The 18,208-nt window shown below is 60.0% G+C and carries 17 protein-coding genes; 10 read left to right on the forward strand and 7 right to left on the reverse strand.

The features are described from left to right. Nucleotides 1-97 precede the first annotated feature (97 nt). Nucleotides 98-2,104 (forward strand): NAD-dependent DNA ligase LigA, encoded by a 2,007-nt coding sequence (ligA, locus tag ONZ54_RS06640; RefSeq protein WP_271787749.1) that lies wholly within the window; start codon nt 98-100, stop codon nt 2,102-2,104. A 67-nt stretch (nt 2,105-2,171) separates the two neighbouring features. On the opposite strand, the gene ONZ54_RS06645 is transcribed toward ligA, so the two are convergent. Next, entirely contained in the window at nt 2,172-3,143 is a 972-nt protein-coding gene (locus ONZ54_RS06645; protein WP_192895748.1) for an ABC transporter substrate-binding protein, read from the reverse strand. A gap of 442 nt (nt 3,144-3,585) precedes the next feature. Between ONZ54_RS06645 and nrdD the strand changes: the two genes are divergently transcribed. From nrdD to ONZ54_RS06665, 4 genes are all read left to right on the forward strand, one after another. Beyond that, on the forward strand, nt 3,586-5,703 hold the full coding sequence (gene nrdD, locus ONZ54_RS06650) for an anaerobic ribonucleoside-triphosphate reductase (protein ID WP_125607680.1): 2,118 nt from the start codon (nt 3,586-3,588) through the stop codon (nt 5,701-5,703). Between the two features lie 52 nt (nt 5,704-5,755). Next, a complete protein-coding gene (locus tag ONZ54_RS06655; protein ID WP_099994029.1) occupies nt 5,756-6,031 on the forward strand; it encodes a hypothetical protein in 276 nt (91 codons plus the stop codon). A 2-nt stretch (nt 6,032-6,033) separates the two neighbouring features. Beyond that, entirely contained in the window at nt 6,034-6,546 is a 513-nt protein-coding gene (gene nrdG, locus ONZ54_RS06660; RefSeq protein ID WP_271787750.1) for an anaerobic ribonucleoside-triphosphate reductase-activating protein, read from the forward strand. A gap of 100 nt (nt 6,547-6,646) precedes the next feature. Continuing rightward, on the forward strand, nt 6,647-6,817 hold the full coding sequence (locus ONZ54_RS06665) for a YqaE/Pmp3 family membrane protein (RefSeq protein ID WP_017411359.1): 171 nt from the start codon (nt 6,647-6,649) through the stop codon (nt 6,815-6,817). Between the two features lie 103 nt (nt 6,818-6,920). Here the strand turns inward: ONZ54_RS06665 and ONZ54_RS06670 are convergent, their stop codons facing one another. The 5 genes from ONZ54_RS06670 to slyA form a co-directional block, all read right to left on the reverse strand. After that, entirely contained in the window at nt 6,921-7,280 is a 360-nt protein-coding gene (locus ONZ54_RS06670; RefSeq protein ID WP_005316896.1) for an MliC family protein, read from the reverse strand. A gap of 123 nt (nt 7,281-7,403) precedes the next feature. Then, entirely contained in the window at nt 7,404-8,162 is a 759-nt protein-coding gene (locus tag ONZ54_RS06675; protein ID WP_416995606.1) for a substrate-binding periplasmic protein, read from the reverse strand. Between the two features lie 155 nt (nt 8,163-8,317). After that, a complete protein-coding gene (locus tag ONZ54_RS06680) occupies nt 8,318-9,346 on the reverse strand; it encodes a DUF2955 domain-containing protein (protein WP_271787751.1) in 1,029 nt (342 codons plus the stop codon). A 10-nt stretch (nt 9,347-9,356) separates the two neighbouring features. Continuing rightward, nucleotides 9,357-10,412, reverse strand: a complete 1,056-nt coding sequence (locus ONZ54_RS06685; RefSeq protein ID WP_021138770.1) for an HlyD family secretion protein — start codon at nt 10,410-10,412, stop codon at nt 9,357-9,359. A 1-nt stretch (nt 10,413) separates the two neighbouring features. Next, nucleotides 10,414-10,887, reverse strand: a complete 474-nt coding sequence (gene slyA / locus ONZ54_RS06690) for a transcriptional regulator SlyA (RefSeq protein ID WP_017411356.1) — start codon at nt 10,885-10,887, stop codon at nt 10,414-10,416. A gap of 319 nt (nt 10,888-11,206) precedes the next feature. Between slyA and ONZ54_RS06695 the strand changes: the two genes are divergently transcribed. The 5 genes from ONZ54_RS06695 (at nt 11,207) to ONZ54_RS06715 (ending at nt 17,099) form a co-directional block, all read left to right on the forward strand. Beyond that, a complete protein-coding gene (locus ONZ54_RS06695; RefSeq protein ID WP_011898473.1) occupies nt 11,207-11,398 on the forward strand; it encodes a hypothetical protein in 192 nt (63 codons plus the stop codon). 556 nt (nt 11,399-11,954) lie between these two features. After that, nucleotides 11,955-13,256 carry a 2-hydroxycarboxylate transporter family protein gene (locus ONZ54_RS06700; RefSeq protein ID WP_271787752.1) on the forward strand — a complete coding sequence of 434 codons (1,302 nt, stop codon included), beginning with the start codon at nt 11,955-11,957 and terminating at the stop codon, nt 13,254-13,256. Nucleotides 13,257-13,266: 10 nt separating this feature from the next. After that, the gene (locus tag ONZ54_RS06705) at nt 13,267-14,817 is read left to right on the forward strand and encodes an NAD-dependent malic enzyme (RefSeq protein WP_219591065.1); all 1,551 of its coding nucleotides are present in this window, start codon (nt 13,267-13,269) and stop codon (nt 14,815-14,817) included. A 17-nt stretch (nt 14,818-14,834) separates the two neighbouring features. Continuing rightward, nucleotides 14,835-16,403: an ATP-binding protein gene (locus ONZ54_RS06710; protein ID WP_005316878.1), complete on the forward strand. Its 1,569-nt coding sequence runs from the start codon at nt 14,835-14,837 to the stop codon at nt 16,401-16,403. Nucleotides 16,404-16,406: 3 nt separating this feature from the next. After that, the gene (locus ONZ54_RS06715) at nt 16,407-17,099 is read left to right on the forward strand and encodes a response regulator (protein WP_271787753.1); all 693 of its coding nucleotides are present in this window, start codon (nt 16,407-16,409) and stop codon (nt 17,097-17,099) included. A gap of 106 nt (nt 17,100-17,205) precedes the next feature. On the opposite strand, the gene ONZ54_RS06720 is transcribed toward ONZ54_RS06715, so the two are convergent. Then, nucleotides 17,206-18,114: a LysR family transcriptional regulator gene (locus ONZ54_RS06720; protein WP_058393874.1), complete on the reverse strand. Its 909-nt coding sequence runs from the start codon at nt 18,112-18,114 to the stop codon at nt 17,206-17,208. Nucleotides 18,115-18,208: the final 94 nt, after the last annotated feature.

Here is an 18,208-nt window from a genome sequence, read left to right on the forward strand (position 1 = left end):
TCCACGGGGTCGAGTACATCAAAAGTGCGGTACCCAGGTGCCGCATTTTTGTTTGTGCGGTTAACTTATTATTCCAACCACAGTCCGAGACTTTTCCATGAGCGAAACCCTCTCCCGCCACCGTCAACTGTGTGATCTGCTGACCGAATACGGTCATCAGTATTATGTGCTGGATAACCCCACCGTCCCTGACGCCGAATACGATCGCCTGATGCGGGAACTGATCGCGATCGAGACCGAGCATCCAGAACTGAAAACCCCAGCCTCCCCGAGTGTTCGGGTTGGTGGTCAACCGCTGACCGCCTTCAAACAGGTACGTCACGAGATCCCCATGCTGAGCCTGGACAACGTCTTCAGCAGCGAAGAGTTGCAGGCGTTCGAGCAGCGCATGAAGGATCGCCTGAAGCGGGAGGTGAGCTTCACCTTCTGCTGTGAGCCCAAGCTGGACGGTCTGGCAGTGAGCCTGCTCTATGTGGATGGCCAGCTGGTGCAGGCCGCTACCCGGGGCGATGGTGCGACCGGTGAGGAGATCACCGAGAACGTGCGCACTATCAAGGCGATCCCACTCTCCCTGCGCGGCAGCGACTGGCCCGCCCGGCTGGAAGTCCGTGGCGAGGTATTTATGCCCAAGGCCGGTTTCGAGGCGATGAATGCCAAAGCACTGGCCGCTGGCGAGAAGGTGTTTGTCAACCCGCGCAATGCCGCGGCTGGCAGCCTGCGTCAGCTCGATTCCCGCATTACCGCCAGTCGTCCGCTGAACTTCTACGCCTATGGCGTCGGGGTGGGCGGCGATCAGCTGGGGGATTCCCATTTCGGCCGCTTGTGTCAGCTCAAAGCCTGGGGTCTGCCCATGAGCCCGGAGGTGAAACTCAAGGAAGGCGCGGCCGGATGCCAGGCCTTTCACGACGATATTCTGGCCCGCCGCGGCGAGCTGGCCTACGAGATAGACGGCGTGGTTTACAAGGTCGACGCCATCCCCGTGCAAGAAGAGCTGGGCTTTGTGGCACGCGCTCCCCGTTGGGCCACTGCCCACAAGTTTCCGGCCCAGGAGGAGATGACACTGCTCGAGAACGTCGAGTTTCAGGTGGGTCGTACCGGCGCCGTGACCCCGGTTGCCAAGCTTAAACCCGTGTTTGTCGGTGGCGTCACCGTCTCCAACGCCACTTTGCACAATGCCGACGAGATTGAACGCCTTGGTGTCATGATCGGCGATACCGTGATCGTGCGCCGGGCCGGGGACGTGATCCCGCAGATAGTCGCCGTGGTGGAGGCGCAGCGCCCCGTTGATGCCCGCGAGATCCTCTTTCCTACCCAATGTCCGGTTTGTGGCTCGGCGCTGGAGCGGCTGGAAGGGGAAGTGGTCACCCGCTGCTCAGGCGGTCTGTTCTGCGAGGCGCAGCGCAAGGAGGCGATCAAGCACTTCGCGGCGCGGCGTGCCATGGATGTGGATGGCCTCGGCGACAAAATTGTCGAGCAACTGGTCGACAAGGGGCTGGTGAAGACACCGGCAGACCTGTTCAGCCTCAACGCCATCCAGCTCGCCGGCCTTGAGCGGATGGGGCAGAAATCCGCGCTCAATCTGGTGGCGGCCATCGATGCGGCGCGCAGCACTACCCTGCCGCGTTTCCTGTTTGCCCTGGGTATTCGTGAGGTAGGGGAGGCGACAGCGCTGAACCTGGCCAACCATTTCCTCACGCTGGATGCCCTGCGTGCCGCCTCGGTGGAGCAGTTGCTGGCGGTGGCGGATGTGGGGGAGGTGGTGGCCAAGCACGTCTATTACTTCCTGCGTCAACCCCATAACGTCGAGGTACTGGAAGCCTTGCTGGCCGCCGGTATCCACTGGCCTGTCATCGAGAAGAAGGAAGCAAGCGAGCAGCCCTTTGCCGGCAAGACCTTTGTGCTGACCGGCACCCTCAACCTGCTCTCTCGCAACGATGCCAAGGCGGCGCTGCAGGCGCTGGGGGCCAAGGTAGCCGGGTCTGTGTCGGCCAAGACAGATGTGCTGGTGGCGGGGGAAGCGGCCGGTTCCAAGCTGGCCAAGGCCCAGGAGCTCGGTATCACCATCTGGACCGAAGAGCAGTTACAGGCAGCCCTTCAGTCATGATCTGGCGATGACGATACGCTGAAAACAACAAACCCGGCCATCCAGCCGGGTTTGTTGTTTCAGGGCGTTAGTCGCGCCACTGGGTTTTGCCTTGCCACTTCTCTGGCACCGTCAGCTGCCAGCGGGCCAGCTCCTGCTTGCTGAACACATACTCGCCTCGGACGGCGGCACGAGGTGCCAGCATTCTGGGCTGGGCACCCGCCAGTATGGCGTTGACGAGCTCTGCTGCTTTCGCTCCCTGATCGCGGCCATCCAGCACCAGGCCACCTATGGCCTTGCCCGTACCCACCGAAAACTCCCAGAAGCAGAACAGGGGCACAGGGCTGTGCACACTCGCCCAGGCCAGGACTGTCTGTTCGCTCACATGTTTGCCTGTATCGTCCACCAGCGTGTGGTAGAGACCGATGAAGATGGCGTCGTAGCCATTTTTTTTGGCGTTGAGCACAGCCTCCTGCCAGAGGCTGTAATCGCCGATGAGCTGGCTGTTGACCCGGGTCTGGCCGACCCGCAGATCGGTCTGGGTCTTGAATTCATCTTCAATGGCGGTGAGCGCCACGTTGCTGGAATCAAACAGCACCAGCGCTTTCTTGATGCCGCCCATCAGCTGGCTCATTTCGCTGATGTTGCGTTTGAGCAGGGGGCGCTCCAGCACGCCCGTGACCTTGGGATGGCCGACCAGTCCCTTGTGGCGCGGGTTTTCGTTCATGCCAAGAAACACCACGGGCGTACCGAGGGAGGCGATCTCGTTGGCCAGATAGTTGATGGCGTTGTCGTCGCCGAGCACCACCAGATCGGGCTTGAGCTGCCGGTAGAAGGCCAGTGCCTGCTCGGCCATCAGGTCGAACTCGTCATGGGGGCGGCGCTTGGTATCCATGTAGAAGTGGCTGATGTGGTGCTTGCCGTTCAGATGGGTTTGCAGGCTGGCGTTGTAACTCTGATCCCACAGGTATTCGGCGTGATAGCTGCTGATCACCAGGATCTCGGCTGCCCACAACCGGCAGGGCAGGAGGCACAGCAGCAGTAGCAGGGTCTTGGCCATATCGGGTCCCGTCGATAGCAATGATATTCCACTCATTATGCCTGTTTTGCGCCAGACGTGCCCTCGTCAGCCACTGTCGCAGGAGGGGATTTTTTCTGTCACGGTCCCGTCGAACGCCAGCCCGCACCAGGCTTGAGAATAGCCTTGTATGGGGCTGTTTTTCACTGGTCGGGAACTGCGCCACTCGCCTCAAAACCTGTTCTGGATCAAGAAATGAGGCTGCGCTTTGGTGCCTAATAGACACCACATATAGGGATGCATTCATATAAAACACCTATATGTTGTGTTATTAAGCTGTGTACAAGCTGTTCTCTTCTCATCGTCAGCCTTGGCTTGTCAAGCCTCGGCTGAATTTATTTGCGCCCAGGACGAGGCGTGGAGAAGGGCACCAAACAAGGGTAAGCCGAAGGCGATAGCCTGGCCTTTTAAACGGGGAAAACGCATGAAACCGGTTGTGATCAAACGTGATGGATGTCGCGCACCATTCAATGCCCAGCTGATTGCCGAGGCAGTGGGCCGAGCGGCAGAGGCGGTCAGTCAGGCCAATCCGACCCTGGGTGAGCGCGTTGCCGCCGCCGTTACTCAGGAGCTGGAAGGGCGTGGCGAGGTGGATATCCACGAGATCCAGAACCGGGTCGAGAACCACCTGATGGCTTCCGACGACAAAGCCATCGCCCGTGCCTATATCGAATATCGTCACGACCGGGATCAGGCTCGCGAGGCCCGCGGCCGTCTGGCTCAGGAGATCCGTGGCCTGGTGGAGCAGACCAACGCGGCCCTGCTCAACGAGAACGCCAACAAGGATTCCAAGGTGATCCCGACCCAGCGCGATCTGTTGGCCGGTATCGTCGCCAAGCATTACGCCACCAGCCACATGCTGCCCCGCGACGTGGTGCAGGCTCATGAGAGCGGCGATCTGCACTTTCACGATCTCGACTACTCTCCCTTCTTCCCCATGTTCAACTGCATGCTGATCGACCTGAAGGGGATGCTGACCCACGGCTTCAAGATGGGCAATGCCGAGATAGACACCCCCAAATCCATCAGCACGGCTACCGCCGTGACCGCCCAGATCATCGCCCAGGTGGCGAGCCACATCTATGGCGGCACCACCATCAATCGCATCGACGAGGTGCTGGCGCCCTATGTAACCATCAGTTGGCAGAAACACAGGGAAGTGGCCGAGGAGTGGGGGATCAAGGACGTGGACGCCTACGCCATGGCCCGTACCGAGAAGGAGTGTTACGACGCCTTCCAGTCGCTGGAGTACGAGGTCAATACCCTGCACACCGCCAACGGCCAGACCCCCTTCGTCACCTTCGGCTTCGGCCTTGGCGACAGCTGGGAGTCCCGCATGATCCAGGGCGCCATCCTCAGCAACCGCATCGCCGGCCTTGGCAAGAACAGAAAGACCGCCGTGTTCCCGAAACTGGTGTTTGCCATCAAGGATGGTCTCAACCACAAACAGGGTGATCCCAACTACGACATCAAGCAGCTGGCGCTGGAGTGTGCCTCCAAGCGCATGTATCCGGACATCCTCAACTACGACCAGGTGGTCAAGGTGACCGGCTCCTTCAAAACGCCTATGGGCTGTCGCTCCTTCCTCGGGGCTTATGAGGAAAATGGCGAGTTGATCCACGAAGGGCGCAACAACATAGGGGTGGTCAGCCTCAACCTGCCGCGCATCGCCCTGAAATCCCGTGATGAGGCGGACTTCTGGGATCGTCTGGATGCCGCCCTGCGAGTTGCCAAAAAGGCGCTCATGTATCGCATCGAGCGGCTGGATGGCGTCAAGGCGCGGGTCGCGCCGATCCTCTATATGGAAGGGGCCTGTGGCGTGCGGCTCAAGGCCGACGACAACGTCAGCGAGATCTTCAAGCACGGTCGTGCCTCCATCTCGCTCGGCTATATCGGGGTACACGAAACCATCAACGCCCTGTTTGGCACCGATGTCCATCTGTTCGACAGCGACACCTTGCGCCAGAAGGCCGTAGCCATCATAGCGCGGCTCAAGGCGGCGACCGACGAGTGGAAAGAGGAGACAGGCTACGGTTTCAGTCTCTACTCCACCCCGAGCGAGAACCTCTGCACCCGTTTCTGCCGCATTGATGCCAAGGAGTTTGGCGTGGTGGCCGGGGTGACCGACAAGGGTTATTACACCAACAGCTTCCACCTCGATGTGGAGAAGCAGGTCAACCCGTACGACAAACTGGACTTTGAGGCGCCCTATCCGCCCATCGCCAGCGGCGGCTTCATCTGCTACGGCGAGTACCCCAATATCCAGCACAACCTGGAAGCGCTCGAAAACGTCTGGGACTACAGCTATGACAAGGTGCCCTACTACGGTACCAACACGCCCATTGACGAGTGCTACGACTGCGGCTTCACCGGCGAGTTCGAGTGCACCTCCAAGGGCTTCACCTGCCCCCGCTGCGGCAACCACGATCCGGCCAAGGTGTCTGTGACCCGCCGTGTCTGCGGCTACCTCGGCAGCCCGGATGCGCGCCCTTTCAATGCGGGCAAGCAGGAAGAAGTGAAACGCCGCGTCAAGCATATGTAATTTGTAGAGACTCCCTGTTAAAGCAGGGAGTCTCTCTTTGAGGGAAAGTGAAATGTTTCTGAAACCAATGTCGGAGCAGTTATTACAGCAATGGGTCAGTCGAGACTCTTGGCATGAAGGTCATGATAGCGACACTGAATTCTTCTATCGCTTTATCCATGCCTATGGACAAGATCATGGCTACGAACTTGATGAAGGTGCCCTGCGAGAAAAAATCTTGTTTCTTTTGGACCGGCGTGAAGATGAATATTTTCAACGGCTTGCTAGTGAAAGAGCCAACTTTATGAAGAGTGTGTTGGATTACCTTAAATTCACACAGAATATTTAGCCATGCACTACCACCAATACTACCCGGTCGATGTGATCAACGGGCCCGGCACCCGCGCCACACTGTTTGTGTCGGGGTGTGAGCATCAGTGTCCGGGTTGCTACAACCAGAGCACCTGGCGGCTCGATGGCGGCAAGCCGTTTGATGAGGCCATGTGCGATCGCATCATCCAGGATCTCAACGACACGCGCATCAAACGGCGTGGTCTGTCGCTCTCCGGCGGCGATCCGCTCCACCCCGCCAACGTGCCCCAGGTGCTGACGCTGGTGAAGCGGGTGCGGGCCGAGTGCCCCGGCAAGGACATCTGGTGCTGGAGCGGCTATCTGCTCGGCGAACTGTCAGAGGCCCAGCGCGAGCTGGTCGCCCTGCTGGACGTGCTGGTGGATGGCAAGTTCGAGAAGGCACTGGCAGATCCCGGTCTGCTCTGGCGTGGTAGCAGCAACCAGCAGATCCACGACCTCAAAGTCTGGCGCGAGCAGTTGGGGGAGCGGATCCCCTGTTTGACTCAGGTGTGAGAGCCGCGAGTGGGCCCTTGTTTCGTTTGCAGTTGAGGTCAAGGCTGTTTATGGTGAGCTCATCCCGAACCGTGAAACATCTTTGACGAGGAAGTGCGAGATGAACAATCTGCTCAAGATACTGCTGGCCATCTTTTTGCCTCCGGTATGCGCCTTTATCCAGGTAGGCTTCAGCCTGCACTTTTTGATCAACATAGTACTGACCCTGCTTGGCGGCCTGCCAGGTATGGTACATGCGCTCTGGCTGGTGATCAGCGACAAGCGCGGCTGAACGAGGAAAACGGACACAAGTTGCACACCATCGCTGTGCAGATGGTCTCTTGTCTGGATACAGAGGTTAAATAGCAAAATCCCGGCCAGGCCGGGATTTTTCATTACTGCTGTTTGCAGTCGTTGTAGACGCTCTGCCACTCGCCGTTCTTGTCGCGCATTTCGACGAAGCCTTCATTTCCCTTGTTCCACCAGACGGCCTCATGCTCATCGGTATAGCGGGCGCCGGAGGCTGAAATGGTTTGTGGCAGCGTGTAATCCTTGCCATCTGGCAGTGCCAGTTTGATGAAATTCAGGCTCTGGTCGGAAAGGGCAAAGTAGCTCACTTGCACCTTCTTGTTCTGCTCGCACTGATAGGTGATGGGCTCGCCGCCGGTCACGCTCAATGTGGAGGCTCCGCGTTCGCAACCGCTCAGCAGAGCCAGGGTCGTGATGCCCAGCAAGAATATATTGGCGTGTTTCATCTTGAATTCTCCATCGGTGTCATCCGGGCTCGAGCCTAACAGGTTGAGGAGAAGGTTCAATGCTCAATTGTCTCTATTGCGTCTATATGCGTCCCGAGGCGGCGCGCAGGGGGCGAAATACATTCAATGCAGGCCCAGGCTGTGCTCGAAGTCGCGTACCAGCGTCTCATAGGTGCCGTTGTTCTTGATCTTCTGCAGCCCTTCCTCGAAGCGTTTTGCCATGGCTTCTCCCTGGGGATGGGCACGGGAGAAGGCGAGCCAGAAGCCATCGGTGGAGATTTTGCCTACCTTGACGACCCGGCCGGTCAGTGATTTCTGCTGGATCTTGAGATAGCCAGGCATCTCGTTCATCAGTATGTAGTCGACCCGTCCGCGTACCAGCATCTCTATGATCTGGACATCCGATTTGGCCTGAAAGCGGGTGATCCTGGGGTTATCCATGAAATCGGTGGGATAGGTGTAACCCAGGGTAATGCCCACCGTCTTGCCCTCCAGGGCGGTGAGTTTGAGGTCATGGTGCCCGCCGCCTGCGAGGGCGAAGATGGCGAGATCCTCCTCGAACATGGGGGTCTCGTGCCAGTGGTATTGATAGCGGTTCTCCTCTGTGATGGTGGCATTGAAACAAGCCAGCACCTTGTCGCTCTTGGCTTCGTGCATGCAGCGGGCGAAGGGAATGGTACGAAACTCAAGCGCTATGCCCTCGATGGCGAACACCGCTTTCACCAAGGCCGGTGCCAACCCCTGTGGTTGGCCGCTCTCCTTGTCCAGCGCGCAATAGGGGGCCCAGTCATCTTCGGCTGCGACAAGCACTGGATTGGCCCAGACGCTGCTCATCCCGAGCAAAAGACCAAACGCCAGCCAGCTTCCGGGTACTCGTGCCATTGTGTCTCTCCTGCTGCTATTGCGAACGGCTCTTGCAAGCATAGTGGCTGCAGTCACAAGACCCGCGGGGCCAGCTTGCAAAATGCAGACAAAAAAACGCCCCGGTAGGCATAACGGGGCGAAAAACAGCACATCCTTGAGCTAACAACAGGGGGTCAATAGCCGAAACGAGTGGCCTCGAAACGGTTAAGCAGTCGGTGAATGAGATAGCAGGCCAGCAGGGTGGCAACGATGGCAAACAGTATGCTGCTGACTCGATAGAGTGCGCTGAATACCAGATCGTTGCCCGGAGTCAGGTACTGGCCAAACAGGATGCCGAGAGTGGTGAGGGCGCCAAATCCGACGCCTGAGCCGCTGGCCTCCTTCACATGGGCGTAGCTGAACAGCATGGCCCCGAGCCAGAGCATGGGGGCGACCAGCAACAGCAAACCTGACCAGTCGTAGAGTACCAGCTGGCTGACGAGACCAAAGCTCACGCCGAGCAGTGTGCCCATGGCCCGTTTGCGGGCATAGCTCAAGGCCCCGTTCCAGTGCATGGGAAATAGCAGCAGCAGTGTGGTGGCCTGAGCAGACATGGAGTCACGCAAGTCGAAGATCTGGAACACCATGAAGGAGAGGGTGGCTATGCTGGCACCGAGCAGGGCCTCGTGTCGCATTCTGTGCGGTGCCTTGGGGGCCGCCGCAGGCTTGGGTCGCTCCTCTACATCCGGGATCAGCGCCGTCATCAGGTAGGCGATGAGTACCGACAGTATGCTGGCCCACAGGTTGCTGAAGATGAGGTCGTTCAGATCGGTCTGTGGGTAGCTGGCAAAGTGCAGCATTATGCTCAGACTCAGCACACCGTTGGCCCCGAACAGAAACAGGCTGCCCCGGGACATGGCGGCGAAACGGTAGAGAAACAGCAAAAAGGCGATGGGGGTCATCAGGCCGGGATGACTGCCAAACAGCCCGCCCAGCAGACCGACTTCCACCCCGCAGATGACGGCGGCAGCGATCAGCTGGCGTGCCGCATGGCCGTTCATCACTGGCACCATGCCCAGCAGCAATACCGGTGTCACTGTGTAGAAGACGCCGTAGTTCCAGCCAAACAACTTGCAGAGCAAAAAGCCGGTGGTGCTGCCAAAGGCGATGCGCAGACATTGACGCAGTTCGTTGGCGGTGAGGGGCCTGTGCCACAGATTCATCGCTGCCACCTTAGTAGATATAGTGCAACAGGCTGAGCAGACGGATCTGGCCGCGGGCAAACAGCGCGCTTAGCGCGTTGTCCGGCAGCAGTTGCACCGTGGCGCGGGCGCCAGCCGGCAGGTGGGCCGGCAACTGCTCAAGGGTCAGATGCAGGCGCAGGCGCTGGGCATCCCGGACCCAGCGATCCGATTCGGTGGGGCTGGCCAGCAGGCCGTTGGCATCGAACTGGCCGGCGCTGACGCCGGCATCCAGGCTGGTGACCCGTGCTGGATAGAGCTTGCCCGGCTCGCCATCGAAGGCGACCAGTGCCTGGCTGTCCGTGTTGACGTGGCGCAGACTCTTCTCGCGAAAATCGGCGATGATGTCTACTTGCTCGGAAACCAGCGCCAGCAGCGGCGCACCCGCCGCGGCGAAGCTGCCCGGCTTGAGTTGCAGGTTGGTGATGATGCCATCCTGGCTGGCGTGTACCTGGCTGTAGGCGAGGTTGAGCTCGGCCTGGGCCAGGTGATTGCGAGCCTGGCGCAGCAGCAGGTTGTCATCACCGTGCAGACCGCGGTTCACCTGGGCCTGAGTCATGCGGGCCTTGCTGGCCAACAGGTTGGCCTGGGCGGTGCGAAATGCGCTGTCGGCGTCGTCTTTTTGCTGCTCAGAGACCATGTGGCGACGATAGAGGGCGTCGATACGCTCCGCTTCCCGCAGCTTCAGGGAGGCCTGGGTTTGCAGCGAGCTGAAATCGGCGGCGGCGGCGTTGAGAGTGGCGTCGAGCTGGCGGTTCTGCTGCTCGGCCTGAGCCAGCGCGAGGCGGGCCTGCTCCACCGCCAGTTCAAACGGGGCGGGGTCGAGTGAGAACAGCAGATCCCCCTGTTTGACATGCTGGTTGTTGCCAACGGCAACCTGTATCACCTTGCCACTGACCTGGGGTGCCATCTTGGTCACGACACGGGTAGCCATGGCTTGCGGGGTGAGCGGCATCTTGATGTCAGCCAGCAGGAAGTAGCCAAAGACCAGAATAAAGGCGCCCATGGCCCATTTTATCCAGCGTTTGAATTGTTGATCCGGGGTCATCTTATTCTCTCTCTTCACTCTGTGAACCTATCTTGCCGAGGGCGTTGGCACAGATGCGGTGCACTATGTCTTCAAATTGTTCCAGCTCCCGCTGGCTGATGCCGGCGAGCAGTTCACGGCGTACATCCATGATGCGATCTTCTATCTTGTCGAGCAGTGCCTTGCCAGCCGGAGTCAGGGTGACGATGCGGGCCCGTTTGTCCTGGCTGCAGCAATGGCGTTCGACCAGTCCATGCTCCTCCAGCTGACCCAGAGTGCGCATCAGTGACGGCAGCTCTATCTCCAGCGCTTCGGCAAGGGTCTTCTGGCTGAGATGACCACCGAGGCGGCTGAGTTTCCACAGCGCTGTCCAGCGTGGATGGGTCAGACCCAGGGGCGCCAGTTCCAGGTCTGCCACTGTGCGCCACAGTCGATGCAGTCGTCCGACCCGTTCGGCGAGGGACAACTCGCGCAACATTTCCAGATCCTTCATCATGAGGTGCTCTCCACTTACTTAGCCTGCTAAGCATTGTAGTTATTTAGCAGGCTAAGTAAATAGTGTGATCAAGATCTTGTTTATGAAAATGATGGAGGAGCTTCTTATGAGGCTTGACTTGGTCAGTGAAGGGGGTCGTAAGGGGCTGTCTGTGTCTGAAATACGCACAGGTGTGTCAAATCGGGTGGAATACTCTGGCTGGAGAAATAAACACCGGCCTGCTGGGGTGGCAAAAATAAGGAAGGCATCCCGTTTACTATTATTTTCTGGTCAGCAAGGTGTCATATAAATTCGGCAGTCTGTTTTTTATCCACTAATATTGATGGGTCAGCTAAACAGGGAGACGATAGCTGTGGAACGATATGAATCGGGTGACGCCCATTTCTCAATCGAGAGTCTGCTGGTCGATGTCGAATATACTGCCGAAATCCATTATGGCTTCAGCCGGGAAGGAAGCGATATCTGTCATGAATTTGACCCTGCCAATATTCCATTGTTATTAGCAGAATAAGCCAACCGAACAGGTTTAAATGAGACGCTGGCTGTCAAGGTGTGACTGACAGGTGGGCACTCTTTGCTCCATCGGCCCAGTCTTGTCAGTTGAAAACGCACGCTATGGCGTTGTGTTGATAGTGCATCCCCGTCATGACATACAAGTTGCCAGTCATCCTTGCCTGCCCTGTTATCCACCTGCATACGGGTGGGTCATGTCAGTTGCGCGAGCGTCAGGATCATGGCCTCTCTGATATTGATGATCAGCATGAATATGACACGACTGTCATCAGCCTGCAGCCCGTTTACTCCCTCTCTTTCCATGGATAACACTTAATCTGAGCCTCACCATTGCCAGCAAGTGAGGGAAAAACCTTGTCCGCATCCGTTTATTTCTGTGTGTATATCCAAGTTTTCAGGTGTTGTGAATGGGGACGCTATCTTGTATTGGACGACGGCATTGTCCTCATAGCGTTTAAGATTTTAATGTTTTTATATGTCTTTGTAGCGGGGCTAACCGACAGGCAGAGGGAGGATCACTAGAGTAGCGCCACCTCACACGCTGGAGCATAACAATGAAAAACCTCTCTACCCCGAAAGCCGCCCCCTGGGGCAGTCAACAAATAGCCGGCATGCCCATGATGATCTTCCTCGGGCTTGCCACCTGCGTGCTTTTCTCCGGCTGGAACGGCTCCTTGCCGCTCGGCATGGTCGGGGCATTGGCGCTGATGTTCGTACTCGGTACCCTGCTGACCGAACTGGGTGAGCGCATCACGCCGGTCCGTGAATACCTGGGAGGTGGCACCATACTCGCCATTTTCGGGGGGGCTGCTCTGTTTGAATACAGGATCCTGCCAATCGAGGCGGGTCAGGTGATCATCGGCTTCATGAAAGAGGGGGGCTTTCTCAACTTCTTCATCGCCAGCCTGGTGACGGGTTCAGTGCTGGGCATGAGCAGTGCTCTGTTGAAAAATGCCGCCATGCGTTACCTGCCGGTGATCCTGGGCGGTGTTGCAGTGGCGCTGCTGAGTGTCGGTCTGGTCGGCTCCTTGATGGGTTATGGCTTCAAGAATGCGGTTCTGCTCATAGGTTTGCCCATCATGGGTGGCGGCATGGGGGCAGGTGCCGTACCCCTGGTGGAGATCCTCTCGGGCCCGATGCAGATGTCCAGCGCTGACCTGCTGTCACGCATGGTGCCTGCCGTTGTAATCGCCAACACCCTGGCCATTCTGATGGGTACCATGCTGGCCCGCCTCGGTCGCCGCTACCCTTCTCTGACCGGCAATGGCAACTTGATGGTCAAGGAGAGCAGTCGGAAGGTGGCCGAAGAGCAGGTCCAGGCGCCGACCCTGGAGAGCCTTGGCATAGGGCTCTTCATCAGCTCCAGCATGTTCGTGCTGGGTTCACTGCTGGGTAACTTCATCCCCATGCATCCCTTTGCGCTCATGATACTGGCGGTGGCCTTCATCAAGGTGAGTGGCGTGCTGCCGCGTCGTTACGAGCAGGCGGCCGCCGACTGGTACCAGTTCGTCGTGACCAATCTGACGCCCTCCCTGCTGGTGGGCATAGGGGTCGCCTATACCAGCATCCCGGAACTCATCAGCGCCTTTTCCATCAGTTACTTCGTGCTGGTGCTGGTGACAGTGGTCGGCGGCGCCCTGGGGGCGGCCCTGGTGGGGCGCATGATAGGTTTCTATCCCATAGAGGCGGCCATCACAGGCGGTCTGTGCATGGCCAACATGGGGGGCACGGGTGATGTGGCCGTGCTGTCTGCGGCCCAGCGCATGAAGCTGATGCCGTTTGCCCAAATCTCTTCCCGTCTCGGGGGGGCCGTCATGTTGATCCTGGCCACCCTGCTCATCTCGCTGCTGGCATAAGGAATCGACAATGAACGACATCATGATGGGCACCAGCCTGCCCTATGCCGAACGCAAGCGACAAGGCCTGATGGGGCGCATGCCTCACAAGGAGGAGTCCCTGGCCCAGCAACGGCGCCGTATCTACCGTCTGGTCTCTGCCATGCAGAGCCCGTTCGACCAGCACCTGCTGCTGCGCCAGCTGCAAGAAGACAACCCTGTGCTGTTTTACGATCTGGTGCGCCACCACCTGCCGGAGCTCTTGCCCATTATTTACACCCCGGTAGTAGGGGAGGCATGCCAGCGCCACAGCGACCTCTATCTGCGCAGTCACGGCCTTTATCTTTCCTGGCATGACAGAGACGATCTGGACGCCATCTTCGCCGCGGTGGAGCAGGAGGTGGACGTCATCGTCATCTCCGACGGTGAGCGGGTGCTGGGGCTCGGCGATCTTGGCATCGGCGGCATGGGGATCTGCATCGGCAAGCTGGCGCTCTACTCCGCCGCCGGCGGCATCAACCCGGCGCGCACCCTGCCGCTGTGCGTCGATGTGGGCACCAACAATCCCGAACTGCTGGAGGATGACTCCTACCTCGGCTGGCAGGCCAACCGGGTGGATGGTGAATCCTATTACCACTTCATGGACAAGGTGGTGGCAGCCATTCGCACGCGCTGGCCCCAGGTGGTGTTGCAGTTTGAAGACTTCGCCGGCAAGCATGCCGCCAATCTGCTGGCTCGTTATCGAGACGAGCTGTGCATGTTCAACGACGACATCCAGGGGACGGCTGCGGTGGCTTCTGCCTGCGTGCTGGCTGGGTTGCAACAGGCCGGAACTACCCTGGCCGACACCCCCGTGCTCATCGTCGGCGCCGGCTCGGCGGGGTGCGGCATCGCCGCCATGCTGGCCCAGCTGGCGGGCAGCCCGGATCGGGTGCAACTGTTTGATCAAGATGGGCTGGTCTGTCTGGAACGCGCCAATCTGACCCCATCCCAACGACCTTTTGCCCGTCCTGCGCAAGAGGCTTGCACCACCCTGCCCGAGCTCATTGAGCGGCTGCGCCCCGGCGTGCTGATCGGGGTGAGCGGTCAGGGCGGGCTCTTTACCGAGGTCGTGCTCGGGGCCATGGGGGAGGTATGCGAGCGCCCCGTGATCCTGCCGCTCTCCAACCCGACCCGCAGTGCCGAAGCGACGCCGGAGCAGGTGTGGCAGGCCACCGACGGGCGCGCCCTGCTCGCTACCGGCAGCCCCTTTGCCCCAGTCACTGTGGCGGGGGAGGCGCGGGTGGTCTCCCAGTGCAACAACGTCTATGTCTTCCCCGGCATTGGTCTGGGGGCCTGCGCCGTCAAGGCGCGCCGCATCAGTGACGGCATGCTGCAGGCGGCGGTGCGGGCAGTGGGCGCCTATCCGCTGGCAGAGGGGCGATTGTTGCCTCCCATCGAGCAGGTGGGGGAAGTGGCCCGCGCGGTCGCAAGGGCGGTGGCGCTGACTGCCCGTGACGAAGGGCTGGCGGATTTTGTCGGTGATCCCGCGCCACTGATTGACCAGACCTGGTGGCGCCCGCACTATTGGTCCGCTTCCTGATGTTGCAAGGCTAATCGATGAAACTGCGCCACCAACTGGTCACCCTCTCTCTGGGGCTGTCACTGCTGCTGATCGTGATCCTGGGCAGTCTGCTTGCCCTCTTTATCCGCCACCTGCTGGAGAGCAATCTGCAGGAGAATGGCGCCGATCTGGCGCGGGTGCTGGCAGCGGACAGCCGGGTGGTGCAGGCCTTGCAGCAGGGCAGCGATCCCGGTTTGCGCGACTATGTGGAGGGGATCAGCAATCGCACCGACGCCGCCTACATGGTGGTGACCGACGAACACGCCCGCCGCCTCAGTCACCCCTCGCCCGAGCTCATCGGCGGTCTCTTCCGTGGTGAAGATATCTGGCCGGCCCTCCATGACCGGCTCAGCTACTGCTCAGAGGACGAGGGCACACTCGGCCCGGCCATCCGCTGCTTTGCGCCCGTGCTCGGGCCCGATGGCCGTGCCATGGGGGCCGTGGTGGTGGGTTACCTGATGCGGACTGTGGAAGGCATCTATCTGGAGCGGATCGCCCTGCTGGTCAGTGCCATCCTTGCCGTGCTGGGGTGTGGTCTCTTGCTGGCGCTCTGGGTGCAGCACCTGTTGCGCCGCACCCTGCTGGATCTGGAACCCGAGGCCATCGTCAATCGCTTCGTGCTGCAAGAGCTGGTGCTGGAGCACATCTCAGAGGGGGTGATAGCGCTCGACAACAGGGGCAACATCCGCATGCTCAACAGTGCCGCCTTCTATCAGCTGCGCCTGCCGGGCACAGGGCGTCATGCCCTGCTGGGGCAGCCGCTCGCCGAGTTGTCGCCGCCGCTGGCACCGGCCCTGACCCAGGTCGAGACCGAGCTTGGCTTTACCGTGCACGGAGAATCCTTCGTGGGCCGCTGGCAGGCGGTGGAGGGCAAGGTGCCAGGGCGCCTGCTGATCTTCAGTCGCCCCGAGGTAACTGGCAGCCTCGGCATGCAGGTCACGCATCTGCGCCAGTATGCCGAGATGCTGCGGATGCAGACCCACGAGTTCGCCAACAAGCTGAGCAGCCTCTCCGGCCTGTTGCAGCTCGGCCATGTGGATCAGGCGGTGGAACTGATCCAGCAGGAGAGCGAGGCCTGCCAGACCATGTTGCAGGGGCTGCTGCGAGCCATCGAGGACAAGCCGGTGGCGGGGCTCATTCTCGGCAAGTTCAGCCGGGCGCGGGAGCTGGGGGTGGAGCTGGTGCTGGATCCCGACTCGGCGCTGGCGGAGTATCCGGCGGCGGTGTCGGCGGATCTCATCACCCTCATCGGCAACCTGCTGGACAACGGTATTCGCGCCGCCTGGGCGCGGCGCAAGGTCTGTCCGCCGCGGGTGCTGATTTCTCTCAACGATTTTGGTCGCCGGCTGGTGATAGAGGTGGAGGACAGTGGTGAAGGGGTGGACGAGGCGCTGGCGGATCATCTGTTTGATTACGGTATCAGCCGCCAGACCGGCGATCACGGGGTCGGCCTCTTCCTGGTCAAGGAGACGGTGGCCAGGCGAGGGGGTGTGATAGAATGGCGCCGCACCGCCGAACAGACAACCTTGTTCGGTATCTACTTGAATAAAAACCAATTGGTGTGATCTATGGAGCCCATTTTCACTCTGGTGATCGAGGATGACGAACGGATAGGATCCATTCTGGCCGAGCTGGTCTCCTCCACCCCCGGATTTTCCCTGCTGGGTCGGGCCGAAAGCCTGACCCAGGCCGATCTCATGATGCGTGCGACCGAACCACAACTGCTGCTGGTGGATATCTCATTGCCTGACGGCTCGGGCCTGGAGTGGGTGAACCGGCTGCGCAGCCACAATCGTGAAGCCTACGTCATCATGGTGACCGCCTCCTGCGACGTTGAGACCATACAGCAGGCCCTCAACCTGGGGGTGCAGGATTACATCATCAAGCCGTTGCGGCTGTTTCGCATCCAGCAGAGTCTGGACGAGATCCTCACCCTGCACAGGCGCATCTGCGAGCGCGGCTCCCTGGAGCAGAGCGATCTGGATCGACTGATGGGCAAGGGGCGCGCCCAGGCCAGGGAGGTGCGCGATACCCCCAAGGGGATCGATGCCATCACGCTGCGCCAGGTGCTGGAGCTGCTGGCGGGCGAGCCGGATACCGCATTTTCTACCGATACGGTGGCGCTGCGCCTCTCCTTGAGCCGCACCACGGCGCGCCGTTATCTGGAGTATCTGGAGTCCGAAGACAGGGTCGATGTGGATCTCAACTACGGTCAGCGTGGCCGGCCCGAGCGGCGCTACCACTGGCGGCGGGGTAACTGAGCCCGCGTTTTTTGCGCGCAGATGCAATACAAGAAGGGAGCCTCGGCTCCCTTCTTGCTGTCTGCCCGTCGCCGCATGGGTTGCAGCCCTTCCTACCTTGCCTGGTTCACAGTGCGCCCAGGGGGAAAGGGTGGAGGGCAGATTCGGCCTCTTCAAACAGTTGGATCAGGTGATCCGCGACGGCCCGCACCCGTCTGGAGTGGGCGAGATCTGTGTGGATCACCAGCCAGATCGGCTGATCCACTCCCAGCTCGGGCAGGAGGCAGACGAGGTCCGTCTCTTTGGCCAGATAATGGGGCAGTACCGCCAGCCCGAGACCGGCGGTGGCGGCGGCCAGCTGGGCCGACAGCGTGTTGGTCTCCACCCTGCAGGGGCGGCCACGCAGTATGCGCGCAATCCATTTGGCGGCGGGCAAATGGCCGTGTGTTTCCCCCCAGCCGATAAAGGCATCCTCATCGAAGCTGGCTGCATCTGTTCCCGGATGACGGCAATCGACATAGCTGCTGGCCCCATAGAGGCCAAAGCCCAGGGTGCCCAGCCGCTTGATGGTGACGTTGCCGGCATCAGGTTTGACCATGCGCACGGCCAGGTCGGCATCGCGCCTGTGCAGGTTCACCGTTTGCACGCCTGTGACCAGCTCCACCCTCAGATCGGGATGAATGGCAAACAGCCTGGCCAGGGAGGGAATAATGAGCGGATTGGCCAGATTGTCTGCGGTGGCGAGGCGCACGCATCCGGCCACTTGTCCCTGCTGCTGCCCGGCTTCGCCAAAGGCATGTCCGGCATGTTCCAGCGCCTCGGCCCGCGCCAGCAGGGCATCCCCATCGTCGGTCAGTCGATAGCCGTGCTGATGACGACTGAACAGCGGCAGACCCAGTGCCGACTCCAGGCGATCCAGCCGGCGAGAGACAGTGGCAATGCCCATGTCAAGGGCGAGGGCGGCGCCACTCAAGGTGCCGCTGCGGGCGATGGCCAGAAAGACCCGGGCGTCATCCCATAGCAAGAGAGCGTTCATGTATCTTCCAAAATCGGAAAGCTGACTACCAATCCAGTCTATACCTGAATCATATTCGGAAGACCATACTGACCTCCATCTTGTAAGGAGAAAT

Origin of the sequence: Aeromonas salmonicida (assembly GCF_028355655.1) — a bacterium.
Taxonomy (GTDB): Bacteria; Pseudomonadota; Gammaproteobacteria; order Enterobacterales; family Aeromonadaceae; genus Aeromonas; species Aeromonas salmonicida.

What these genes read in the sequence shown, in the direction of transcription:
- ONZ54_RS06685 (WP_021138770.1), bottom strand. Translation starts at nt 10,412, where the DNA reads ATGACCCCGGATCAACAATTCAAACGCTGGATAAAATGGGCCATGGGC.
- ONZ54_RS06710 (WP_005316878.1), top strand. Translation starts at nt 14,835, where the DNA reads ATGAAACTGCGCCACCAACTGGTCACCCTCTCTCTGGGGCTGTCACTG.
- nrdG (WP_271787750.1), top strand. Translation starts at nt 6,034, where the DNA reads ATGCACTACCACCAATACTACCCGGTCGATGTGATCAACGGGCCCGGC.
- ONZ54_RS06715 (WP_271787753.1), top strand. Translation starts at nt 16,407, where the DNA reads ATGGAGCCCATTTTCACTCTGGTGATCGAGGATGACGAACGGATAGGA.
- ONZ54_RS06705 (WP_219591065.1), top strand. Translation starts at nt 13,267, where the DNA reads ATGAACGACATCATGATGGGCACCAGCCTGCCCTATGCCGAACGCAAG.
- slyA (WP_017411356.1), bottom strand. Translation starts at nt 10,887, where the DNA reads ATGATGAAGGATCTGGAAATGTTGCGCGAGTTGTCCCTCGCCGAACGG.
- ONZ54_RS06675 (WP_416995606.1), bottom strand. Translation starts at nt 8,162, where the DNA reads ATGGCACGAGTACCCGGAAGCTGGCTGGCGTTTGGTCTTTTGCTCGGG.
- nrdD (WP_125607680.1), top strand. Translation starts at nt 3,586, where the DNA reads ATGAAACCGGTTGTGATCAAACGTGATGGATGTCGCGCACCATTCAAT.
- ONZ54_RS06670 (WP_005316896.1), bottom strand. Translation starts at nt 7,280, where the DNA reads ATGAAACACGCCAATATATTCTTGCTGGGCATCACGACCCTGGCTCTG.
- ONZ54_RS06665 (WP_017411359.1), top strand. Translation starts at nt 6,647, where the DNA reads ATGAACAATCTGCTCAAGATACTGCTGGCCATCTTTTTGCCTCCGGTA.
- ONZ54_RS06655 (WP_099994029.1), top strand. Translation starts at nt 5,756, where the DNA reads ATGTTTCTGAAACCAATGTCGGAGCAGTTATTACAGCAATGGGTCAGT.
- ONZ54_RS06680 (WP_271787751.1), bottom strand. Translation starts at nt 9,346, where the DNA reads ATGAATCTGTGGCACAGGCCCCTCACCGCCAACGAACTGCGTCAATGT.
- ONZ54_RS06700 (WP_271787752.1), top strand. Translation starts at nt 11,955, where the DNA reads ATGAAAAACCTCTCTACCCCGAAAGCCGCCCCCTGGGGCAGTCAACAA.
- ligA (WP_271787749.1), top strand. Translation starts at nt 98, where the DNA reads ATGAGCGAAACCCTCTCCCGCCACCGTCAACTGTGTGATCTGCTGACC.
- ONZ54_RS06645 (WP_192895748.1), bottom strand. Translation starts at nt 3,143, where the DNA reads ATGGCCAAGACCCTGCTACTGCTGCTGTGCCTCCTGCCCTGCCGGTTG.
- ONZ54_RS06720 (WP_058393874.1), bottom strand. Translation starts at nt 18,114, where the DNA reads ATGAACGCTCTCTTGCTATGGGATGACGCCCGGGTCTTTCTGGCCATC.